At 65.0% G+C, this 18,736-nt stretch carries 18 protein-coding genes; 2 read left to right on the forward strand and 16 right to left on the reverse strand.

The window, feature by feature from the left end:
- Positions 1–21 precede the first annotated feature (21 nt).
- The 12 genes from ASD45_RS12305 to ASD45_RS12360 form a co-directional block, all read right to left on the reverse strand.
- Positions 22–1,203, reverse strand: coding sequence for an ABC transporter substrate-binding protein (locus tag ASD45_RS12305; protein WP_162249418.1), 1,182 nt, complete (start codon positions 1,201–1,203; stop codon positions 22–24).
- 82 nt (positions 1,204–1,285) lie between these two features.
- Complete coding sequence (locus ASD45_RS12310; protein ID WP_056911745.1) at positions 1,286–1,981, reverse strand: ABC transporter ATP-binding protein; 696 nt, start codon at positions 1,979–1,981, stop codon at positions 1,286–1,288.
- Positions 1,981–2,688, reverse strand: coding sequence for an ABC transporter ATP-binding protein (locus ASD45_RS12315; RefSeq protein ID WP_056912752.1), 708 nt, complete (start codon positions 2,686–2,688; stop codon positions 1,981–1,983). The genes ASD45_RS12310 and ASD45_RS12315 overlap by 1 nt, the downstream gene beginning before the upstream one ends.
- Positions 2,685–3,686, reverse strand: a complete 1,002-nt coding sequence (locus ASD45_RS12320; protein ID WP_056911746.1) for a branched-chain amino acid ABC transporter permease — start codon at positions 3,684–3,686, stop codon at positions 2,685–2,687. The genes ASD45_RS12315 and ASD45_RS12320 overlap by 4 nt, the downstream gene beginning before the upstream one ends.
- Positions 3,683–4,531 carry a branched-chain amino acid ABC transporter permease gene (locus ASD45_RS12325; RefSeq protein WP_056911747.1) on the reverse strand — a complete coding sequence of 283 codons (849 nt, stop codon included), beginning with the start codon at positions 4,529–4,531 and terminating at the stop codon, positions 3,683–3,685. The genes ASD45_RS12320 and ASD45_RS12325 overlap by 4 nt, the downstream gene beginning before the upstream one ends.
- Positions 4,532–4,540: 9 nt before the next feature.
- Complete coding sequence (locus tag ASD45_RS12330) at positions 4,541–5,311, reverse strand: SDR family oxidoreductase (protein ID WP_056911748.1); 771 nt, start codon at positions 5,309–5,311, stop codon at positions 4,541–4,543.
- 5 nt (positions 5,312–5,316) lie between these two features.
- On the reverse strand, positions 5,317–6,090 hold the full coding sequence (locus tag ASD45_RS12335) for an SDR family oxidoreductase (protein WP_056911749.1): 774 nt from the start codon (positions 6,088–6,090) through the stop codon (positions 5,317–5,319).
- Entirely contained in the window at positions 6,087–6,281 is a 195-nt protein-coding gene (locus ASD45_RS12340) for a hypothetical protein (protein ID WP_056911750.1), read from the reverse strand. Before ASD45_RS12340 ends, ASD45_RS12335 begins: the two co-directional genes overlap by 4 nt.
- A gap of 12 nt (positions 6,282–6,293) precedes the next feature.
- The gene (locus ASD45_RS12345; RefSeq protein WP_056911751.1) at positions 6,294–7,721 is read right to left on the reverse strand and encodes an AMP-binding protein; all 1,428 of its coding nucleotides are present in this window, start codon (positions 7,719–7,721) and stop codon (positions 6,294–6,296) included.
- A 2-nt stretch (positions 7,722–7,723) separates the two neighbouring features.
- Positions 7,724–8,131 carry a Zn-ribbon domain-containing OB-fold protein gene (locus ASD45_RS12350; protein WP_056911752.1) on the reverse strand — a complete coding sequence of 136 codons (408 nt, stop codon included), beginning with the start codon at positions 8,129–8,131 and terminating at the stop codon, positions 7,724–7,726.
- A gap of 3 nt (positions 8,132–8,134) precedes the next feature.
- Positions 8,135–9,292 (reverse strand): hypothetical protein, encoded by a 1,158-nt coding sequence (locus ASD45_RS12355; protein ID WP_056911753.1) that lies wholly within the window; start codon positions 9,290–9,292, stop codon positions 8,135–8,137.
- 15 nt (positions 9,293–9,307) lie between these two features.
- Positions 9,308–10,096: an enoyl-CoA hydratase/isomerase family protein gene (locus tag ASD45_RS12360; RefSeq protein WP_056911754.1), complete on the reverse strand. Its 789-nt coding sequence runs from the start codon at positions 10,094–10,096 to the stop codon at positions 9,308–9,310.
- Between the two features lie 147 nt (positions 10,097–10,243).
- Between ASD45_RS12360 and ASD45_RS23475 the strand changes: the two genes are divergently transcribed.
- Together ASD45_RS23475 and ASD45_RS12370 are read left to right on the forward strand one after the other, a co-directional pair.
- Positions 10,244–11,032, forward strand: a complete 789-nt coding sequence (locus ASD45_RS23475) for an FCD domain-containing protein (protein ID WP_056911755.1) — start codon at positions 10,244–10,246, stop codon at positions 11,030–11,032.
- Positions 11,033–11,450: 418 nt separating this feature from the next.
- On the forward strand, positions 11,451–12,380 hold the full coding sequence (locus ASD45_RS12370) for a tripartite tricarboxylate transporter substrate binding protein (RefSeq protein WP_056911756.1): 930 nt from the start codon (positions 11,451–11,453) through the stop codon (positions 12,378–12,380).
- Between the two features lie 95 nt (positions 12,381–12,475).
- Here ASD45_RS12370 and ASD45_RS12375 read toward each other — a convergent pair whose 3' ends face one another.
- From ASD45_RS12375 to tcuA, 4 genes are all read right to left on the reverse strand, one after another.
- Positions 12,476–13,996 carry an aldehyde dehydrogenase gene (locus ASD45_RS12375; protein ID WP_056911757.1) on the reverse strand — a complete coding sequence of 507 codons (1,521 nt, stop codon included), beginning with the start codon at positions 13,994–13,996 and terminating at the stop codon, positions 12,476–12,478.
- On the reverse strand, positions 13,993–15,414 hold the full coding sequence (locus ASD45_RS12380; protein ID WP_056911758.1) for an MmgE/PrpD family protein: 1,422 nt from the start codon (positions 15,412–15,414) through the stop codon (positions 13,993–13,995). The genes ASD45_RS12375 and ASD45_RS12380 overlap by 4 nt, the downstream gene beginning before the upstream one ends.
- A gap of 25 nt (positions 15,415–15,439) precedes the next feature.
- Positions 15,440–16,861 carry an MmgE/PrpD family protein gene (locus ASD45_RS12385; RefSeq protein ID WP_162249419.1) on the reverse strand — a complete coding sequence of 474 codons (1,422 nt, stop codon included), beginning with the start codon at positions 16,859–16,861 and terminating at the stop codon, positions 15,440–15,442.
- A 158-nt stretch (positions 16,862–17,019) separates the two neighbouring features.
- Positions 17,020–18,552 (reverse strand): FAD-dependent tricarballylate dehydrogenase TcuA, encoded by a 1,533-nt coding sequence (tcuA, locus tag ASD45_RS12390; protein WP_056911760.1) that lies wholly within the window; start codon positions 18,550–18,552, stop codon positions 17,020–17,022.
- Between the last annotated feature and the right edge of the window lie 184 nt (positions 18,553–18,736).

Raw genomic sequence — 18,736 nt, forward strand, 5'->3', positions numbered from 1 at the left:
CGTCAGACGACAGCGCTCAGCCTAGTTGGTGGCCATCTTGCAGGTCACCGCCGGAGCGACATCCTGGGCGCTGACGGTGGTCTTGATCACCGGACGCAGCTGGCCGTCGACCGCTTCCACCACACCGAAATAATTGGGCTTGAGCAGCTGGTGATCTTCCTTGCGGATGGTCAGCTTGCCCATGATGGTGTCGAAGGTGCGGCCCGACATCGCCTTGGCAACGTCTGCCGGCTTGACGCTCTTGGCGGCCGCGACCGACTGGAAGATGACCTGCATGCCGAGATAGGTTTCACCTTCGAAGTTGGTCGGCGGCACCTTGTACTTGGCGACCCAGGCCTTGACGAACGCCTTGTTCTCCGGCGTGTCGAGGGTCGACGAGTAATTGATGATGCCGTAGACGCCCTTGGCGGAGTCGCCCAGCGTCTTGACGGTACCGTCGGTGGTGAAGCTGACGCCCGCCACGGTGATGGCATCGGTCAGGCCGAACTGCTTCGACTGCTGGGCGAAGTTGATGGCATCACGGCCCGCCAGCACCACCCAGACGCCTTCGGCGCCGCTCTTCTTCACCTGCTCGATATAAGGCGCGAAGTCGTTGATGTTGGCCGGCGTGTAGTACTCGCCCACGAGGGTGCCGCCGGCGGCTTTTACCGCCTCGCCGAACAGCTTGCCGGAGCCGCGGCCCCAGGCGATGTCGGCGGCGACGACGGCCCACTTCTTCTCCTTGCGCTGCGCGAGCCACGGCTTCACCGTCGCCGCATCCATCGCCGACTGGGTGTTGACGCGGAACACGCCGGGCACGCAATTGGCGCCGGTGAGTTCGTCGGCCTTGTTGATGGTCGACACGTAGATCGAACCCCAGCGCTCCATCAGCGGCGCGATGGCGAGACCCTCACCCGACGCGATGAGGCCGGTCAGGATCGGATAGCCTTCCGACACCAGCTTTTCCGCCTGACGGCGCGCCAGTTCCGGCTTGGCTTCGGTATCGTAGGACTTGATGTCGACCAGGTGCCCGTCGACGCCGCCCTTGGCGTTGGCCTCTTCGGTCGCGAAGCGCACGGCGCGCATCACTTCCTCGCCGAGCGTGGCATAGGTACCCGACTGATCGGTAGGCACGCCGATCTTCAACGGATCGGCCGCATGCGCGGACCCGACCAGCGCGGCGCCGAACACGACCGCGCCCAACGTTGCAGAAAAAGCTGTCACTCCCCTTGGCATTTCATTCCTCCTCTTAAGCCGCCGGTGGCGGCGCGTTGCGGATCGATCTCGCGTCGATCACGTTCGTCGTTCAGATGGCGATGTGGCGCTCCAGTTGATCGCGGGTCACATTCTGGAGCGATCCGGACTCCGCCACGGCACCCTTTGACAGGACGTAGAAGCGCTGGGCGACGCGGTGGATCAGACTGATGTTCTGCTCGATGAGCAGGATTCCGATGCCGTCCTCGCCGAGCTTCACCAGCAGCGCGGCGAGTTCGTCGACGATCACGGGGGCGAGCCCTTCACTCGGCTCGTCGAGAATGAGCAAATCGGGATTGGCCATCAGCGCCCGGCCGATGGCCAGCATCTGCTGCTGGCCGCCGCTGAGCGCGAGGCCCGGATTGCCGCGGCGTTCGCGCAGGATCGGGAACAGCTCCTGCACCTTCTCCAACGACCACGGCCCCTTGCGGCCGGTCGCCGTGCCGAGCAGCAAATTCTCCTCGACCGTCAGGTTCGGCAGGATGCCGCGACCCTGCATGACGATGGCGATGCCGTTTTGTGCCGCCGTATAGCCGCGCAGATCCTTGACCGGCCGGCCGCGCACATCGACCTGGCCTTGGGAAATGCGCGTCACGCCGCACAACGTGTTGACCACCGTGGTCTTGCCGACGCCGTTGCGGCCGACCAGCGCGACGCGCTCGCCGGCATCGACCGCGAAGGTCACGCCGTTCAGAATGCGGGCGCGTCCGTAAAGCGCGTGAACGTCGTTGAACGCGAGCAGCGCCATCACGCCTCCGTCCCGAGATAAGCGGCGATGACGGTCGGATCGACGCGGATTTCGGCGCAGGTGCCTTCGCTTAGCGTTCGGCCGAGATGCAGCACCGTGATGCGGTCGCAGATCGAGAACACCACCTGCATGTCGTGCTCGACCAAGAGCACCGTGACCTTCCAGCGGTTGGCGAGGTCGCGCAGGATCCGCGCCAAAGCGAGCGATTCCTCCATCGTCAGCCCCGCCGCCGGCTCGTCGAGCAGCAGCACCGTCGGCCGTCCGACCAGCGCCAGCGCGAGATCGAGGCGGCGCTGGTCGCCATAGCTGATCTCCGCCGCCGGCACGTCGGCCATCTCGGTCAGACGCAATTCGTCCATCACCTCGGCGATATCGGCGCCGGGAACGGCCCACGACGCGACGCGTAACTGCTGCTCCACCGTGAGGTCGGGGAAGATGTTGGTGCGCTGGAACGAACGCGCCATGCCGCGGCGGCGCCGCTCCTGCGGCGTCAGCGCGCTGATGTCGTCGCCCTTGAGCAGCACCTTGCCGCCGCGGGTGACGGCGCGGCCGGACAGCACGTCGATCAGCGTCGATTTGCCGGCGCCGTTCGGCCCGATCAGACCGCGAATTTCGCCCTGCTTGACCGCGATATCGACATTGTCGAGCGCGGCGAAGCCGCCGTACCGGCGCGACAACTTGATGCCTTCGATAACATTGTCGGTCATCGCCGCGTCCCCCTGCGCCACAGCATGAGGGCGAGGCCGACGACGCCGCGCGGCATCGTCAACGTCACGATGACGAGAATGACGCCGACGATGGCGGGCCAGTATTCGGCGAACTGGCCGGCATAATCCTTGATGTAGAACAGCACCACGGCGCCGATGGCCGGGCCGATGATGAATTTGGCGCCGCCGATGATCGCCATGATCAGCGCGAAGCCCGACGTGCTCCAGTGGAACATCTGCGGGGCGATGTAACCGTTGTAGCTGGCCTGCAGAATGCCGGCGATGGCGGCGATGAAGGCGGCGATGGCATAGACCAGCGCTCGCGGCATCACTGTCGAATAGCCAAGGAAACGCGCGCGTTCCTCGTTGTCGCGAATGGCGGCCGCCACTTGCCCAATGCGGCTGCGCGCGAACAGCGCCAGGCCCAACAGCACGAGAACGAGAACGGTCCAGGCCAGCACCAGCATGACGGCCGGGTCCTGCAGCTTGCGCGCCGAGAAGCCGAACATCTGCGCCGGCAGGTCGAACGACATGCCGTCGTCGCCCTTGGCCAATTCGCGCCAGCGGAACACCACTTCATAGAAGGCCTGACCGACCGCGAGCGTGAGCATCGCGTGGGCAACACCGGTGATCCGTGAGATGACAAGGCCGAGCAGAAAGGCGACGGCGGTCGGCAAGATGAGTGCGATCAGAACCGCGGCTTCCGGCGCAACCCACTGCCGGGCGATCAGCACACCCATCGCATAGCCACCGAGGCCGAAGAACGCCGCCTGGCCAAAACTGGTGCGACCGTTCTGCAAGATCAGGAAGCCGACGCTGGTGGCGAGCAAGGCATCGAACATCGCCTGCGCCAGCAATGACATGGCGATCTTGGTCGGCACCAGCCAAGGCAGCGCCGCGCCAACGGCGAGCGCCAGCACGGCGACGGCGATCAATGCTGCATAACCCGCGGGCTTGCGCCGCGACGCCGGCAGGCCGCTGGCGGTGAGGCTCGTCATGTGCGCGACCCCGCAAAGCCGGTCGGCCGCCAGATCAGAATGCCGACCATGAGCATGAACGGCAGCACGGTCGCCGCCCACGGCAGATAGACCGCGCCGAAATTGTGAATCTGTCCGATCAGCAGCGCCGCGACAAAGGCGCCGGCAAAGCTGCCGAGGCCGCCGATGACGACGACGATGAAGGAGTCGATCAGGATGTAATTGCCCATGGTCGGTGACAGCGACAGCAGCGGTCCGGCAACGACGCCCGAGAGACCCGCCAGCGCGGTGCCGAGCCCGACGACGATCAGGCTCAGCCGATCGACATTGATGCCCTGCATGCTGGTGACGCGCGCATCGGTCGAAGCGGCGCGGATGTAAAGCCCGGTCCGCGTGTAGCGCAGCCAGACGCTGAGCGAGACCGCGACGGCGACGCTCACGGCGATGACGAACAAGCGATAGACGGGAAACGGCGAACCGCCGATGTTGATGGTACCGGCGAGCAACGGCGGCACCGGATAGGTCAGGTAGGCCTTGCCCCAGACCTTGGTGACGACGGTCTCGAGGATCAGGAGAATGCCGAACGTCACCAGCACGGTGACGATATGGTCCTGCTTGCGCAGAGTGCTGAAGACCATGGCATCGAGCAGGCAGCCGACGATCGCCATCGCCACGACGGATACAAGAAGCCCGCCCCACCAATAGCCCATCGCCGCGATGCTGAAGCCGAGATAGGCGCCCACCATGAACAGCGCGCCGTGGGCGAAGTTGACGACTTCACGCAGCCCGAAGATCAGCACCAGGCCGACCGCGAGCAAGTACAGCAGGCCGCCGTAGACGATACCGTTGAGAATCTGGATCAGCATCGTCGTCCCCTACCCGGCCGTATAGCCGCCATCGACGTAGATGGTCTGGCCGGTGACGTAGCCCGCCGCGGGCGACGCCAGAAAAACGAGAACGCCGACGACATCCTCGATCTCGCCGAGCCGGCCGACGGCCGAGCGCGCGCGGACCTTGTCGTAGAGTTGCGGCTGCGTGCGGATCAGTTCGCGGTTGAGATCGGTGACGATCACGGTGGCGCCGATGGTGTTGACGGTGATGCCGTGCGGGCCGAGCTCGAAAGCCATCGCCGCGCCGAAATTGGCGAGACCCGCCTTGGTGGCGCTGTAGGCGGTGCGGTTGGCCATGCCCCGGCCCGACAGGATCGAGCCCATGTTGATGATGCGGCCGCGCTTGCGCTCGATCATCGGCCTGGCGAAGGCGCGCGAGCAGAGGAAGGAGCCGGTGAGATTGACATCCATCACCCGGCGCCATTCGTCGAGCGTCGTGTCGGCCAGCGTCTTCGGTGAAGTGATGCCGGCATTGTTGAACAGGATGTCGGCGCTGCCGAGTTCGTTGACGATGCGGTCGCAGGCCTTGGCGACCATGGCCTCGTCGGTGACGTCGGCCTCGACGATCAGCGCGCGCCGGCCGGTCTGTTCGACCGCGGCGGCGGTTTCCTTCAGCTTGGCGACGTTGCGGCCGATGAGCGCCAGATCGGCGCCCGCTTCCGCCAGCGCCACCGCGCCGCCATGGCCGATGCCGCCGCCGGCGCCGGTGACCACCGCGACCTGACCTTTCAGACTGAACAGCGCGCCGTGATTCATGCCGCTCACATCGCCATCTGGCCGCCATCGACCGGCAGAGCGACGCCGGTGATCATGCGGGCTTCATCGGAGACCAGGAACAGCGCCGCGGCGGCCACGTCTTCGGGCTCCGGCATGCGCGCCAGCGGGATGGTGGCGCGGAAACGCTTCATCGCTTCGTCGTGATCGCCGGCCATGCCGGGCAAAAACGCTTCCAGCATCGGGGTCGCCACCACGGTCGGGCACAGCGCGTTGACGCGGATGTTCTGCGGCGCCAGTTCCAGCGCCAGCGAACGCACGAGACCGACGATGCCGTGCTTGGCGACGGTGTAGAGGCTGAAATTCGGCTTGGCCTTGAGGCCCTGCAGCGACGAGGTGAACAGCAGCGCCGCGCCGGCCGGATTGCGCTTGGCGCTCTCGCGCAGATGCGGCAGCGCCGCGCGCGTCATCTGCATGACGCCGAACAGGTTGACGCGCAGCACGCGTTCCAGGGTCGCGTCATCAACATTCTCGAACGGACCGGTAAAGGGTCCGCCGGCGTTGTTATGAACGATGTCGAGGCCGCCGAACGTCTTGACGGCGAAGGCGACGGCGCGATCGTCCTGCTCGCTCGACGTATGGTCGACTCGAATGAAGGCGGCATTGTCGCCGATCTCCTTCGCCACCGCGCCGCCGCGCGCCTCATCGACGTCGGTGACGACGACCCTGGCGCCCTCGGCGGCGAAACGAATGGCCACGGCGCGGCCCAGCCCCGATCCGGCGCCGGTGACGAGCGCGACCTTTCCGGCAAGGCGCGTCATGCCGCGGTCTCCGCTTCGCCGGCCGGGATGGTGATATCCAGCAATGCGGCGATACGGCCGCGCAGATGACGATACTGGCCGGCGAGCAGCGCGTCGCCGCACTCGCACAGCACATCGGCGTCGGCGAGCATGCGCGACAGGATGCGATGATCGCGGGCGGTATCATCCGCCGCGTCTTGAACGTTCCTCACTTGACGCCTCCTCTACAGGCGGTAGCCCTGTTGTCGTTCGTCTTTCCAGCGGCGGGCTTTGTAGTTGAATTCGGGCAGTTCATTGCGGGCGCAGACGGTCAGCGTCATCCAGACGTTGGTACGCTCCTTGATCGTCGCGCGGATGCGTTCGATCAAGGTCGTCTTTGTCGCAGCATCGCAAGTGGCGGCGGCGTCGGTGAAGGCGACGCGCACCTCGATCTCGGTCTTGCCGTCGCCGCTGGTGTAGACGCGGCCGGTGTATTCGGCGACCTCGCCGAAGGAAAACACGGCGGCGTCGATGGCCGATGGCCAGACATTGTTGCCGCGGATCTTGAGCATGTCGTCGAAGCGGCCGATGGTGCCGCATTCGATGGCGTTCCAGGCGCGGCCGGAATTGGCGTCGCGCCACGAGATGAAGCGCGCGGCGTCGCCGGTGCGGAAGCGAATGACGGGCGAGCCTTCGATCGACAGATTGGTGACGACCATTTCGCCGGTCTCGCCGGAGGCAACAGGCTCCAGCGTCTCCGGATGCACGACCTCGAACAGGGTCTCCCATTCGAACAGGTGCATCAGGCCGCGGCCGCCCTTGGCGCCGAACACGCCGTCGGCACAAGTCGAGGCACCGAAGCCGGCACATTGCGTCGAGCCGTAGCCTTCCTGCAGGCGGCAACCCCACAAGCTCTCGATGCGCTCCGCCCATTCGAGCGGATAGCCCTCGGCGGCGATGAACAAAGTGCGCAGCATCGGAAAGGCGCGTTTCGGCTCAATGCCCCGGCGCATCATCGCTTCGGTCAGCGTGTGCAGATAGTTGGTCGAGGCGTAGATGAAGTGCACCGCGCCGATGCGCTGCATCAGGTCGATCTTGGCGTCGGTCGATAGAGTGCCGCCAACATGGAATGCCGTGGCGCCGATGATGCGCAGGCCCTCGCCCGGTCCCCAGCCGCCGGTGGTCAGGCCGCCGGCCGGCACGCAGTTGATCGCGACATCGCCGGGCCGGAGGCCGGCGAGGAACCACGGCAGCGCGTGGTAATAACCTTGCATGTGCACATCGTGCTGGCTGCGGCCGTAGATTTCCTGACCGAGGCCGGAGGTGCCGCCGGTCATGTTGACCAGGGCGACGTCCTCGCGCGCGATGCCGAGGCGGGCGCCGAACGGCGGATGCTCGGTCTGGTCGGCGAGAAAATCGGTCTTGTTCGACAGCGGAAAGCGCTCGCGGAATTGATCGAGCGTTGACAGCTTGTCAGGATCGAGACCGCCCTGCGTCATGCGCGCGCGGTAATAGCTGCTCGTCGCATTGAGACGCGCAAGCTGACGCCGCAGCTTGCGCAGCTGCAATTCTTCGAGTTCGGCCCGCGACAGGGACGCGAGCCGCGCAAGGCGCGCCGAATCCACGAATGGATTGGCCGGCTCGCTGTCAAACTGCTGCGCGGTGGCGTTCATCGTCAGGCGGGCTCGAAGATGGGAAGCGTGATTTCAGGCGTTACTGGCTTAAAGATGACACGAACCGGCATGTTCGCGGTCACCTTTTCCGGCTCGATGCCGACGATATTGCTGGCAATGCGCACGCCTTCGTCGAGCTCGATGAGCGCCACAACGTAAGGGACATCCGCGGCATAGACTTCACGCGGTACCGGGTGGCGGACCACGATCCACGAGAACACGCGGCCATGGCCGCTGCTCTCGATCCACTCGTGCTCGGGCGAATTGCACTTCGGGCAGTAGAACGTCGGCGGAAAGCGTTTGTGGCCGCAGTTCGCGCAGCGCTGAATCTTCAGCTTGCCCTCGCGGCAGGCATCCCAGAACGGGCGGGTTTCGACATCGACGACGGGAAGCGGCTTGGCATAGGTCATGGCTTAATTCCTCAACACCATGGCGCTGCCGCAGGTCATCGCTCCGGCGGTTGTCAGGCAAGTTTCGATATCCGGCACCTGGCGCACGCCGGCTTCGCCGCGCAACTGCTGGACGGCCTCGATGACGTGATTGAGCCCGTGGATGTAACCTTCCGACAGCAGGCCCCCGGCGGTATTGAGCGGCAGTTCGCCGCCGGGCGCGATGCGGCCGCCTTGCACGAACGGACCGCCCTCGCCTTCCTTGCAGAAGCCGAGACCCTCGAGCTGCATGATGATGCTGTAAGTGAAGCAATCGTAGATCTGCGCGATGTCGATATCCTTCGGGCCCATGCCGGCACTGCGCCACAGATCGTCGGCGATGTATTTCGCGTAATTGTGCGAGTGATCGGGCCAGCGCAGCGCATCGAACAGGTCTTCGCCCTGATCCGGGCCGCCGCCATAGGCCCCGCCCGAAATATAAACCGGCTTGCGCTTCATATCGCGCGCACGCTCGGCCGACGTCACCAGCACGGCGCAGGCACCGTCGGTTTCCAGGCAGATGTCGAGCATGCGGAACGGTTCGACGATCATGCGCGAATTCATGTAGTCCGCCATGCTGATCGGATCGCGCTGCATGGCCCGCTCATTCTTCTCGGCGTTCTTGCGGAAGGTCACGGCGATTTCGCCGAGCTGCTCGGCGTTGGTGCCGTATTCGATCATGTGCCGGCGGCACCACATGGCCATCGCCTGCGGATAGGTGATCCAGCCGAACGGCGCGGTGAACTGCGTGATGTTATAGGCCGAGAGATCGCGGCCGCCGCCAAGACGGAAGCCCGAGCGGCCGTTCATGGCGCGATAGCACAACACGGTTTCGGCGAGCCCTGCTTCGATCACCGCCGCCGCGGTGAGCACGATCATGTTGGCTGCGTTGCCGCCGCTGAGAAAGTCGTTGGCGTAGCGCGCCGCCGGCACGCCGATCTCGGTCGCGACCGATATCGCCGGCACCGAGTCATTGAAATTGAAGCTGACGAAGCCGTCGATATCGGAAACCTTGAGGCCGGCATCGGCAATCGCATTGATGCAGGCTTGCGAGGCCAGGCTGCGCACAGTGCGGCCGGACTTCTTGGAGAAATCGGTCCAGCCGATGCCGGCGATCGCGTATTTGTTTCGCAGAGCGTACATTCCAATTCCCTTCAATCAGCGCACGAAGGCCGGCTTGCGTTTTTCCTTGAAAGCGATGAGGCCTTCAGTCGCGTCAGGCTCGGTGGTGGCGTAGCGGTGGACGAAATCGATCTCCTGCCGCAGCCCGGTGGCGAGATCTGTCGTCAGCGTCAAATTCGCCAGGTGCTTGGCCCCGCGCAGGCCGGCGCGGCTCTTGTCACCGAGCTTGGCGACCAGCGCGGCCGCGGCGGCGTCGAGTTCGGCGTCGGGCACGACGTCGGTGACTAACCCCATGTCCCAGGCCTCGATGGCGCTGACCAGATCGCCGGTGAGCATCAGCTTCTTGGCGCGCAACATGCCGATGGCCCGCGGCAACCGCTGGGAGCCGCCGGCGCCGGGCAGCTGACCGAAATTGAGATGGCCGTCGCCGATCTTCGCCGACTCCGCGGCGATGACGAGATCGCAGGCCAGCAGCAATTCCAGGCCGCCAGCGACGCAGACTCCGTTGATCGCAGCGATGTAGATTTTGCTCGACGCCTCGATGGCGTTGAGCATGTCAAAGAAGTCCTCGAGGAAGGCCGAGAACTTGTCCGGGTTCTTATAGAGATGAATGTAGCCGTCGAGGTCGCCGCCGGCGGAGAAGCTGCGGCCACGCCCGGTGACCACGACGGCGAAAATGTCCGCCCGCGCCTCGATGGTCGCGACGGCGGCCTTCAGTTCCCGCACCGTCGCCCAGTCCAGGGGGTTGAGCTTGTCGGCCCGAGCCAGCGTGAGCCGGGCCCACGAGTCGTTCCATTCCAGCTCGATATTGGCCTCGGACGACATTTCCTCTTCCCTGACGACCCTTTAGGTGGCTTTATTGGCCAACAGTCCGTTTGTCGGACAATTTCAATTAGAGTATCATCTGCCACCCGGCCGTCAAGAGCACCCGAATCGTGTCTCATAGGGCTGGACCACCGAGGAGCAGGCCTCTTGCAAGAACATGAGTTCAGCCGGATCGAGCGCGCGCCGGCCTACCGGCTGGTCTATGACGCGATCGAGCGCGAGATATTGTCGGGCCGCCTGCGGGTCGGTGATCCATTGCCGGCGGAGCTGCAGCTCGCCGAACAATTTGGCGTCAACCGCTCGACGGTGCGCGAGGGCATCAGACTCCTGGAGCAAAGCGGGCTGGTCGAGCGCGACGGCGGCAAAAGGCCGCGCATCTCGCTACCGCATTATCTCGACCTCGCCTCTTCGGCGAGCCGCGCGCTGATCCTGCACTCGGTCACGTTCCGCGAATTGTGGGAGGCTTCGATGGTGCTGGAGCCGGCCATCGCCGAAAGCGCCGCGCGAAATGTCGACGACGCCGGGCTCGCCGAGCTGCATGCGAACATCGATGCCATGGACGCCAATGTGAAAGCCTTCGAGGGCAGCGCCGAGGCGGATACCGACGCTTTCGTTAAACTCGATCGCGGCTTTCATGAAATTCTCGCCAAGGTTGGCGGCAACAGGGTTCTTGCCTTGGCGCATGAGCCGGTGACATCGCTGTTCATTCCGACCGGCCAGATCATTCTGCAGCGGCTGAAGACCTATCGCCGCGTGCTCGACGCGCATCGGCACATCTACAATTGCCTGAAGGACAAAGACGCAGCAAAGGCGCGCACCTGGATGCACCGGCACATGGACGACTTCCGCCGCGCCTACGAACTGACCGAACTGGCCTGGGATGCACCGCTCGATGCCGTCAGCCTCGGGATAACGCAGGCGACCACCTATCGCTGACACTCTCCAAGTTGCGCCGCGGCAAGAAGTCTTGCGCGAGGACTGGACAGGAACTGAGGCCAAGCGTCCGCGACAGCGGAACGGCACCCGCTGCCTGATGCTCGCTGCCTAGGTTGCCGCCGAAGTCTGCGTCTTCGGGATCCATCACTCGGCATCCTGCCCATATCAGATACGCATACTGATACAAATCTTGGTATTTTCCTGCGACGGACTGCCTCATCTATCCTTTCTTTGAGCAACAACGGGGCAACGGCCGCGCCGCAGCAATCCCTATCGGGTCAAACGCGTCGCACCGATGCCGCCCATAAGCGAGCCGCCCTCGAGGGCCGCCATATCGTTGCCAAAGGGTAGGAAGCCGATGTTACGCACACTCCTTAAGGTTCTCGCTCCGGTCCTCCTTGTCGCTGGAGCGCCAATCATGACTGCGCCTGTCGCCAACGCGGCAGGCTATCCGGATCGTCCTATCCATCTGATCGTTTCCTATCCCGCCGGCGGCGCGACCGATCTGATCGGCCGTCTGTTCGCCGAAGCGCTCGGCGACAAACTCGGCCAACGGGTCGTCGTCGACAATCGAGGCGGCGCCAGCGGCATGCTGGGTGCGCGCTTCGCTGCGGAATCGAAGCCGGACGGCTACACGCTCATCATCGCCACGGCGACCACGCATGCCGTCAATCCGTGGCTTTTCAAAAACACTATCGGTTACAACGCCATCACGGATTTCACGCCGATCTCATATGTCGGCTACACGCCGCTGGTTCTCGTCGCCCACCCAAGTGTGCCGGCGTCGAACGTCAAGGAGCTGCTGGCCTATATCAAGTCGAAGAACGGCACCATCAGCTACGCCAATGGCGGCACCGGCTCGGTGCCTCACATGGCGGGCGAATTGTTCAATGCCACTGCCGGCATCAAGGTGCAGACGGTGCCCTATAAGGGCGACGGCCCTGCAACCACAGACGTCCTCGGCGGCCACCTGCCCTACATGTTTGCTCACTTGCCCGTCGTTCTGCCGCTCATCAGGTCCGGCCAGCTCAAGGCCATCGGCGTGACGACCGCGCAGCGCTCGGAGTTTGCGCCGGATATCCCGACCATCGCCGAACAGGGTCTCGCCAATTACAGCATCGAGACCTGGTGGGGCGTATTCGGTCCGGCGAAAATGCCGAAGGACCTCGTCACCACGCTGAACACGGCCGTCCGCGACGTTCTAACCAAACCGGAGGTCAAGAAACTGTTCTTTGATCGCGGCTATGAAACCAAGCCGACAACGCCGGAAGAATTCGGCGCTTTCGTCAAGAAAGAGTACGACCGGTGGGGCAAGATCGTTCAAGATTCCGGAATGCCCATCAACTGAGAGCCGGACATAAAAAGAAGCGCCGGGCGATGAGGCCCGGCGCTTTTTTTCATGGGCAGCGCATCGCCTTGCGCCGCCACCAAAGCGGCTTGAGATCAAGCCGGCGCCGGATCCGCGAACGGATCCGCCGGCATCTCCGTCGCCAGATCGACAACCACCGTCTTCACCTCGGTGTATTCCCGGATGGCATCGAAGCCGTTCTCTCGGCCGAAGCCCGACAACTTGTAACCGCCATAGGGCAGCATGTAATGCACCGGGCGGAAGGTGTTGACCGAGACCAGGCCCGCCTCGATCTTCGCCGCCACGCGGTGCGCCCGGCCGACGTCCGACGTCCACAGACCGCCGACCAGGCCATAGTCGGTGTCGTTGGCGAGTTCGATCGCCTCTTCCTCGCCGTCGAACGGCATCACCGCCAGCACCGGCCCGAACACTTCCTCGCGCGCCAGCCGCGATCGGTTGTCAACATCGGCGAACACTGTCGGCTCGACGAAATAGCCGCGCGGAAAGCCTTGCGGCCGGCCGCCGCCCGTCAGAATCCGCGCGCCCGAGTCCCGCCCGAGCGCGATGTACTGTTCCGTCTTGTCGCGCTGCTGCGCCGAGGTGTGCGGCCCGATATGCGTGCGTTCGTCGAAGGGCATGCCGACGCGGATGCGCCCGGCGCGCTCGGCAATCGCTCCGGCGAACTTCTCGTAGAGCGGACGCTCGACAAAGATCCGCGACGCCAGCGAACAGGATTGCCCGGTCGAGCGAAAGGCGCTGTGCACGGCGACCGACAGCGCGCGATCGAAGTCGGCATCGGCAAAGACAATATACGGCGACTTGCCGCCGCACTCGAAGGAGCAGCGTTTCAGGTTGCCGCTCGCGGCCTTCATGATGGCAGCCGCCGTGCCATGATGGCCGGTGAAGGAGATCTTGTTGACGTGCGGATGCGCAGCGAGGGCCGCGCCCGCAACCGGCCCGTAGCCCGGCACGACATTGACGACGCCGGCGGGAAAGCCCGCCTCGCCGACCAGCTTGCCGATTTCGACAAGGCTGACCGGCGTCTGCTCGGCCGGCTTCAGCACCACCGTATTGCCGGCGGCGAGCGCCGGACCGAGCTTCCACGAGCACAGCGAGATCGGCGAATTCCACGGCAGGATGGCGCCGACGACGCCGACCGGCTCCAGCCGCGTGTAGGCAAGCGCGTCCGGCCGGTATGGAATCTGATGACCATTGATCTTGTCGGCCGCGCCGGCAAAGAACGTCAGCCAGTCGGCGGCGCGTTGCACCTCGCCCAGCGTGTCGCGCAGCGGCTTGCCATTGTCGCGGCTCTCGATCTCGGCCAGACGCCGCGCGTCGCGCCGCACCAGGCCGGCCAGCTTCGCAATCATCTCGCCGCGCTTGGTCGGCGAGGAGCTGCCCCACGGGCCGCGCAGCGCCCGTCGCGCCGCCTGCACCGCATCGTTGACATCGTCGGCGTCGGCTTCGGCAACCTCGGCCCAGACTTCCTCTGTCGACGGATCGATCGAGCGGATGACCCGCCCGGACCGCGCGGGCACCCACTCACCGCCAATGAAGAGACGGTCGTAACGTCTTGGCTCTTCCTGCGACAGCGAGGACGCAGACGCCGCGGTCATGCCGTTGCGCCCGACAGCACCGTGACGCCGGCTTCGCCGAGGCGCTTAACGATCGCGCGCATCGTATCGCGCTCCGGCGTCGCCGCGATTTCGGCGCCGACCTCACGGGTCCCACTACCGAACAACCAGCCGGAATTGCGCGCGAACTTGTCGAGCACGTCGTCCTTCGACAGCGGCGCTTCCGGACAACCCGGATGATGCGGCACGTGGCTGCGATAGGTCTTGCCGGCAGCCTCGATCTCCAGGATTGCCGGACAATGCGCCGGGTAATCGGAGTCGGGATCGACCGAGGCCTCGACGAGCGAGGCGAGCTTCAGGACGCGCTGATTGCCGAGGCGGTCGGCACGGAACGTCTCGAGGCCGACGTCGCCGAACACCAGCGCCGACGCGACGCCGAACATGAGGCTGAAGCGCGCTTCGTGCGGAGTCTGCGGCGCCTTCTTGCGCTCCTTCGGCTCGGTGACCAGCGTTAGTCCCGGCTCCGCGAGTTGACACGAGATGCGGGTGATCTGATCGAGCGAAACGCCGTCGCGCTTGAACTGTACGAGCAACTGCTTGCAGGCCTCAATGAAGGCGTGGAGCAACTGGCAGCACGGATAGGGCTTGTAGGCCGTCTCCGGCAGATACCAGCGGCTGCCGAAGCCGGCGGCGGCCTTGGCGAAATCGAGTTCGCCCTTCACCGGCGTGAGATGAGTCTGGAAGAAGCCGAACTTGCCTTCGAACACGCTGTCCGGACCGGTGATGCCCGACTGCGCGAGATCGATGGCGAGAATGCCGGCATGCGCGCCCCAGCCGCCGTGCAGGATCTTGGACGTCGAGCCGGTGCGGGTCGATTCCTGGATGCCGGAGGCGAAGGTGCCGCAAATGCCCATCGCATCGACGATCTGCTGCGGCGTCGCGCCGACGAGACGGCCGACCGCCGCCGCGGCGCCGAACGATCCGATGAGCGAACTGGTGTGATAGCCGCGCTCGAGGAAACGATCGCCGCCGACAAAGCCCAGCCGGATCATCACTTCGTAGCCGATAGTCACGGCGGTGATGACATCGCGGAACGAGGCGTTACGCTCCTCGGCGACGGCGAGCACTGCTGGCACCACGGTCGAACCCGGGCGGGCTAGCGAGGAGCCGTGCTTGTCGTCCATCTCGAGGGCCTGCGCTAGCGAGCCGTTGACCAGCGCCGCAAGCTCCGGCCTCACCTTCTGATTGATGCCGAAGATCGTCGCGCCTTCGCCGCGCCACTTCGCGGCCAGGCGCCGCGCCGCCTGCCCGCTTTCCTCGTGCGGGCTGGCGCCGGCGATGGATACGCCGATCGAGTCGAGGACGTGCCAGGCGGCCGCGTCGCGCACCGCGTCGGGCACCTGCTTGTCGGCAAGGCCGGTCGCAAATTCAGCAAAGGTCTGGGCAAGGGTCGAAGCCATGGGTGTGTTCCTCTGCGGACGGCGTTCAGCCGCGCACATCCTGCAGTGCTGCGCCGAGTTCGGCGGCCGGGTTCTCTTCTTTGTCGAGGTTGCCGACGATGTTCTCGATGCGCTCAACCGCGCTCTTGGAGATGACGCGGCCGGCGAGGTCGCGAAACTTGGCGCGCAGCGCCTCGTCCGGGATCGGGTTCATGCAGTGGCCGGGGCGATACAGCAGCGAGTGCTTGTATGCCTTGCCATCCTTCATGGTGAGCGTGACGCGCACCGCGCGCATCTCGTCGGGACCGAGCGCATCGAGCTCGGGATCGATCGTGACATTTACCCGGTTTGCTAGATCGATGATGGTCGGATCGAGCAGCTTGGAGTCCTGAAACTGGTCGATGAAGGCGTTGCCCTCGAGCATCATCACGGCGGCGACGAACGGCAGGTTCATCTGCGCGGCGATGGTCTCCGGCGGGTTCATCGGCTTGTACGGCCAGCCGCAATGCACGTACACCATCTTGGTGGTGCCGACATCGATCTTGGCGACGTCCTCGCCGCGCAGGTTGTGCTGCTCCCGCAGGATGCGCAGGCACTCGGCGGTCGCCTGGCTCGACGCCAGCGAGGAGTAGCGTTTGAAGCCATTCTTCAGGATCTCCCAGTGGCCGGTGCCGAGACCCTTGGTCGCCCAGGACAGGTCGTACTCGCGCGAATAGGCCGAACAGAAGCCGCCATATTCGGCTTCCAGCACATCGCGCACGCCGGTCAGGCCTTCACGCGCGCAGTAGGCGGCGATGATGCCGTTCTGCGATGCCTTGCCCGAATGGAAACGCTTGGCCATGGCGCCGAACTGCGCCGCCATCAGGCCCGCCGCCTGCGAGCCGGCAAGGCCGAGTGCGGAAATGTATTTGTCAGCGTCGAGCTTGATCAGCTTGCCGATCGCCGCGGCGGAAGCAAAAGTGCTGGTCAGGCCGCAGGGATGGAAGCCGGTGTGGAAGGCGGACGGGCTCACCGTGTTGCCGATGCGGGTGCCGAGTTCGAAACCGGCGACGACGGCGAGGATGAAGTCCTTGCCCGAGACGTCACCGAAATCCTCCGAGCACGCCGTCACCGCCGGGATCACGCCGGCGCCGTAATGCGACATCGATTGATCGTGGCAGTCGTCGAGCTCATAGCCCTGCGCCGAGGTGCCGTTGATGAACGAGGCACCAAGCACGTCGGCCTTGCCCTTCTGGCCCCAGGCCGAGGCCCGCTTGGCTTGGCCCAGACTGTTGACGACGCGCGTCACCGCCTGCGTCCATGGCGTCGACGCGCCGAACACGCCGCAGCCGAACGAGTCGAGGATGCAGCGCTTGGCCATGGCGATGACCTCCGGCGGCAGGTCCTCGTAACGCAGGCCGACGGCGAACTCCGCCACGGTGCGGGTTGTCGCTGGCGCGGTAGCAGTGGCGGTCACGGCGATATTCATGGTCGACCTCTCGGATAGGCGGCAGTTGCGCGGCGGCGCGACCGTCATTTCTGGAAGAAGGTGGGCATCGGGGCGCCCGGCACCCGACGAACTTCAGCGTTACGACAATCGCGGTCCAATAATGATTGGGCACTCAGCATAAGCGGGGCACATGCTCCTCACCCCGTCTGCTTGGCCAGGGCGACAGGTTGCGCCGCTGCGGCGGCGCGGGCCGCGCTGCCGCCGGCGAGCCGGCCGAAGACCGAACCGCTGGTGAGCCCGCTCGCTCCCGGATAGTTGTGATAGAAAATGCCGCCGACCATCTCGCCCGCGGCGAACAGACCGGGGATCGGCCTGAGATCGGTATCGACGACCTGCCCTTCCGTCGTGACGCGGATGCCGCCGAAGGCGAAGGTAATGCCGCAGGTTACGGCGTAAGCCTCGAACGGCGGCGTATCAATCGGGTTCGCCCAGTTCGAGCGCGGCACGGTCAGGCCCGGAGCGCCACGGCCGTCGCGGCTGTTCGGGTCGAAAGGCACGTCCTGCGTGACGGCAGCGTTGAACTCGGAGATCGTGCGGCGCAGGCCTTCGCTGTCGACCTCGTCGAGCTGAGCGATCAGGCCGTCCAGCGTATCGGCGCGCACCTTGGTGACGGTGCGCGTGCGGTACTCGCTGGTGAGCAGATGCAGCACCTTGCCGTCATAGATCTGCCAGGCAACTTGGCCGGGCTGCTCGAGAACTTCGCGGCCGTATTTGGCATAGGTGTAATTGCGGAAGTCGGCGCCTTCGTCGATGAAGCGTTCGCCTTGCGCGTTGACGACTATGCCAAAGGTGTAGCTGTGCCGCTGATACTGCGGCGTGTTGACCATGTCGCCAAAGTCGGATGCGTAGCGCTCCCACGCGGTGGCGTGGCAGCCGGACCAATGGCCATAGGGCAGCGCGCCGACCTTCATGGCCATCGCCAGTCCGTCGCCGGTGTTGTATTTGCTGCCGCGGACCTTCGCGAGATCCCAACCCGGGCCGAGATACTTGGCACGCCACTCGGCGTTCGCCTCGAAGCTGCCGCAGGCCAGCACGACGGCGCCGGCGCGAACCGTCTGCAGACGCCCGTTGATGCGCACCGTGATGCCGGTCACGCCGGCATCTTCGCTATAGACGAGATCTCTGACCCAGGCGTCGTAATGGATTTCGACGCCGCGCTTCTCGGCGGCACGGTAAAGCGAATCCACCAGCCCCGGTCCGCCGGCAGCCACGGTCAGCGTGGTGCCGCCCCAGAACTTGAAACGGCCATCGACCTTGTAGGCCTGGCGGCCGTAGTTCGGCATGAAGCGCACGCCGACCGACTTCAGCCAGAAGAGAATGTCGCGGCTGTTGCGAACCAGGATCTCGCAGAGGTCCGGGTCGGTCCGATTCTGGGTGATGCGGCCCATATCATCGAAGAAATCGGATTCGGAATAGCTGCCGAAGTCGCTCGACGCGACCTCATCGTCCGTGAGATCCGGCACCAGCGCGCGCACGTCATCGACGCCGTTATAGACCGCGCGATACTTGCCGTCGGTGTAAGTGCTGTTGCCGCCGCGTTCCGTTTCCGGCGACCTCTCGAAGACCACCACCCTGGCGCCTTGCTCAGCGGCGGATATCGCGGCGCACAATGCTGCGTTGCCGCCACCCACAACGATCACGTCGTAATCCGATCCGGGTCCTGGCGACATCTGTTCTCCCGCGCGGGCTGACTATCCGATCCGGTCGCAAGTCATGACGGGCTTTACCTCTCGTTTCGAGAAGCGCGCACGATCTCGTCGGTTTGCGGAGAGTCTTCGATCATCGCCAGGCGAGGCTTGCCTTGGACGATCGGAACCGCGGCATGACACAGCACCGAACTATTCGATTTTCTGT

Source organism: Pseudolabrys sp. Root1462 (assembly GCF_001426945.1).
GTDB lineage: Bacteria > Pseudomonadota > Alphaproteobacteria > Rhizobiales > Xanthobacteraceae > Pseudolabrys.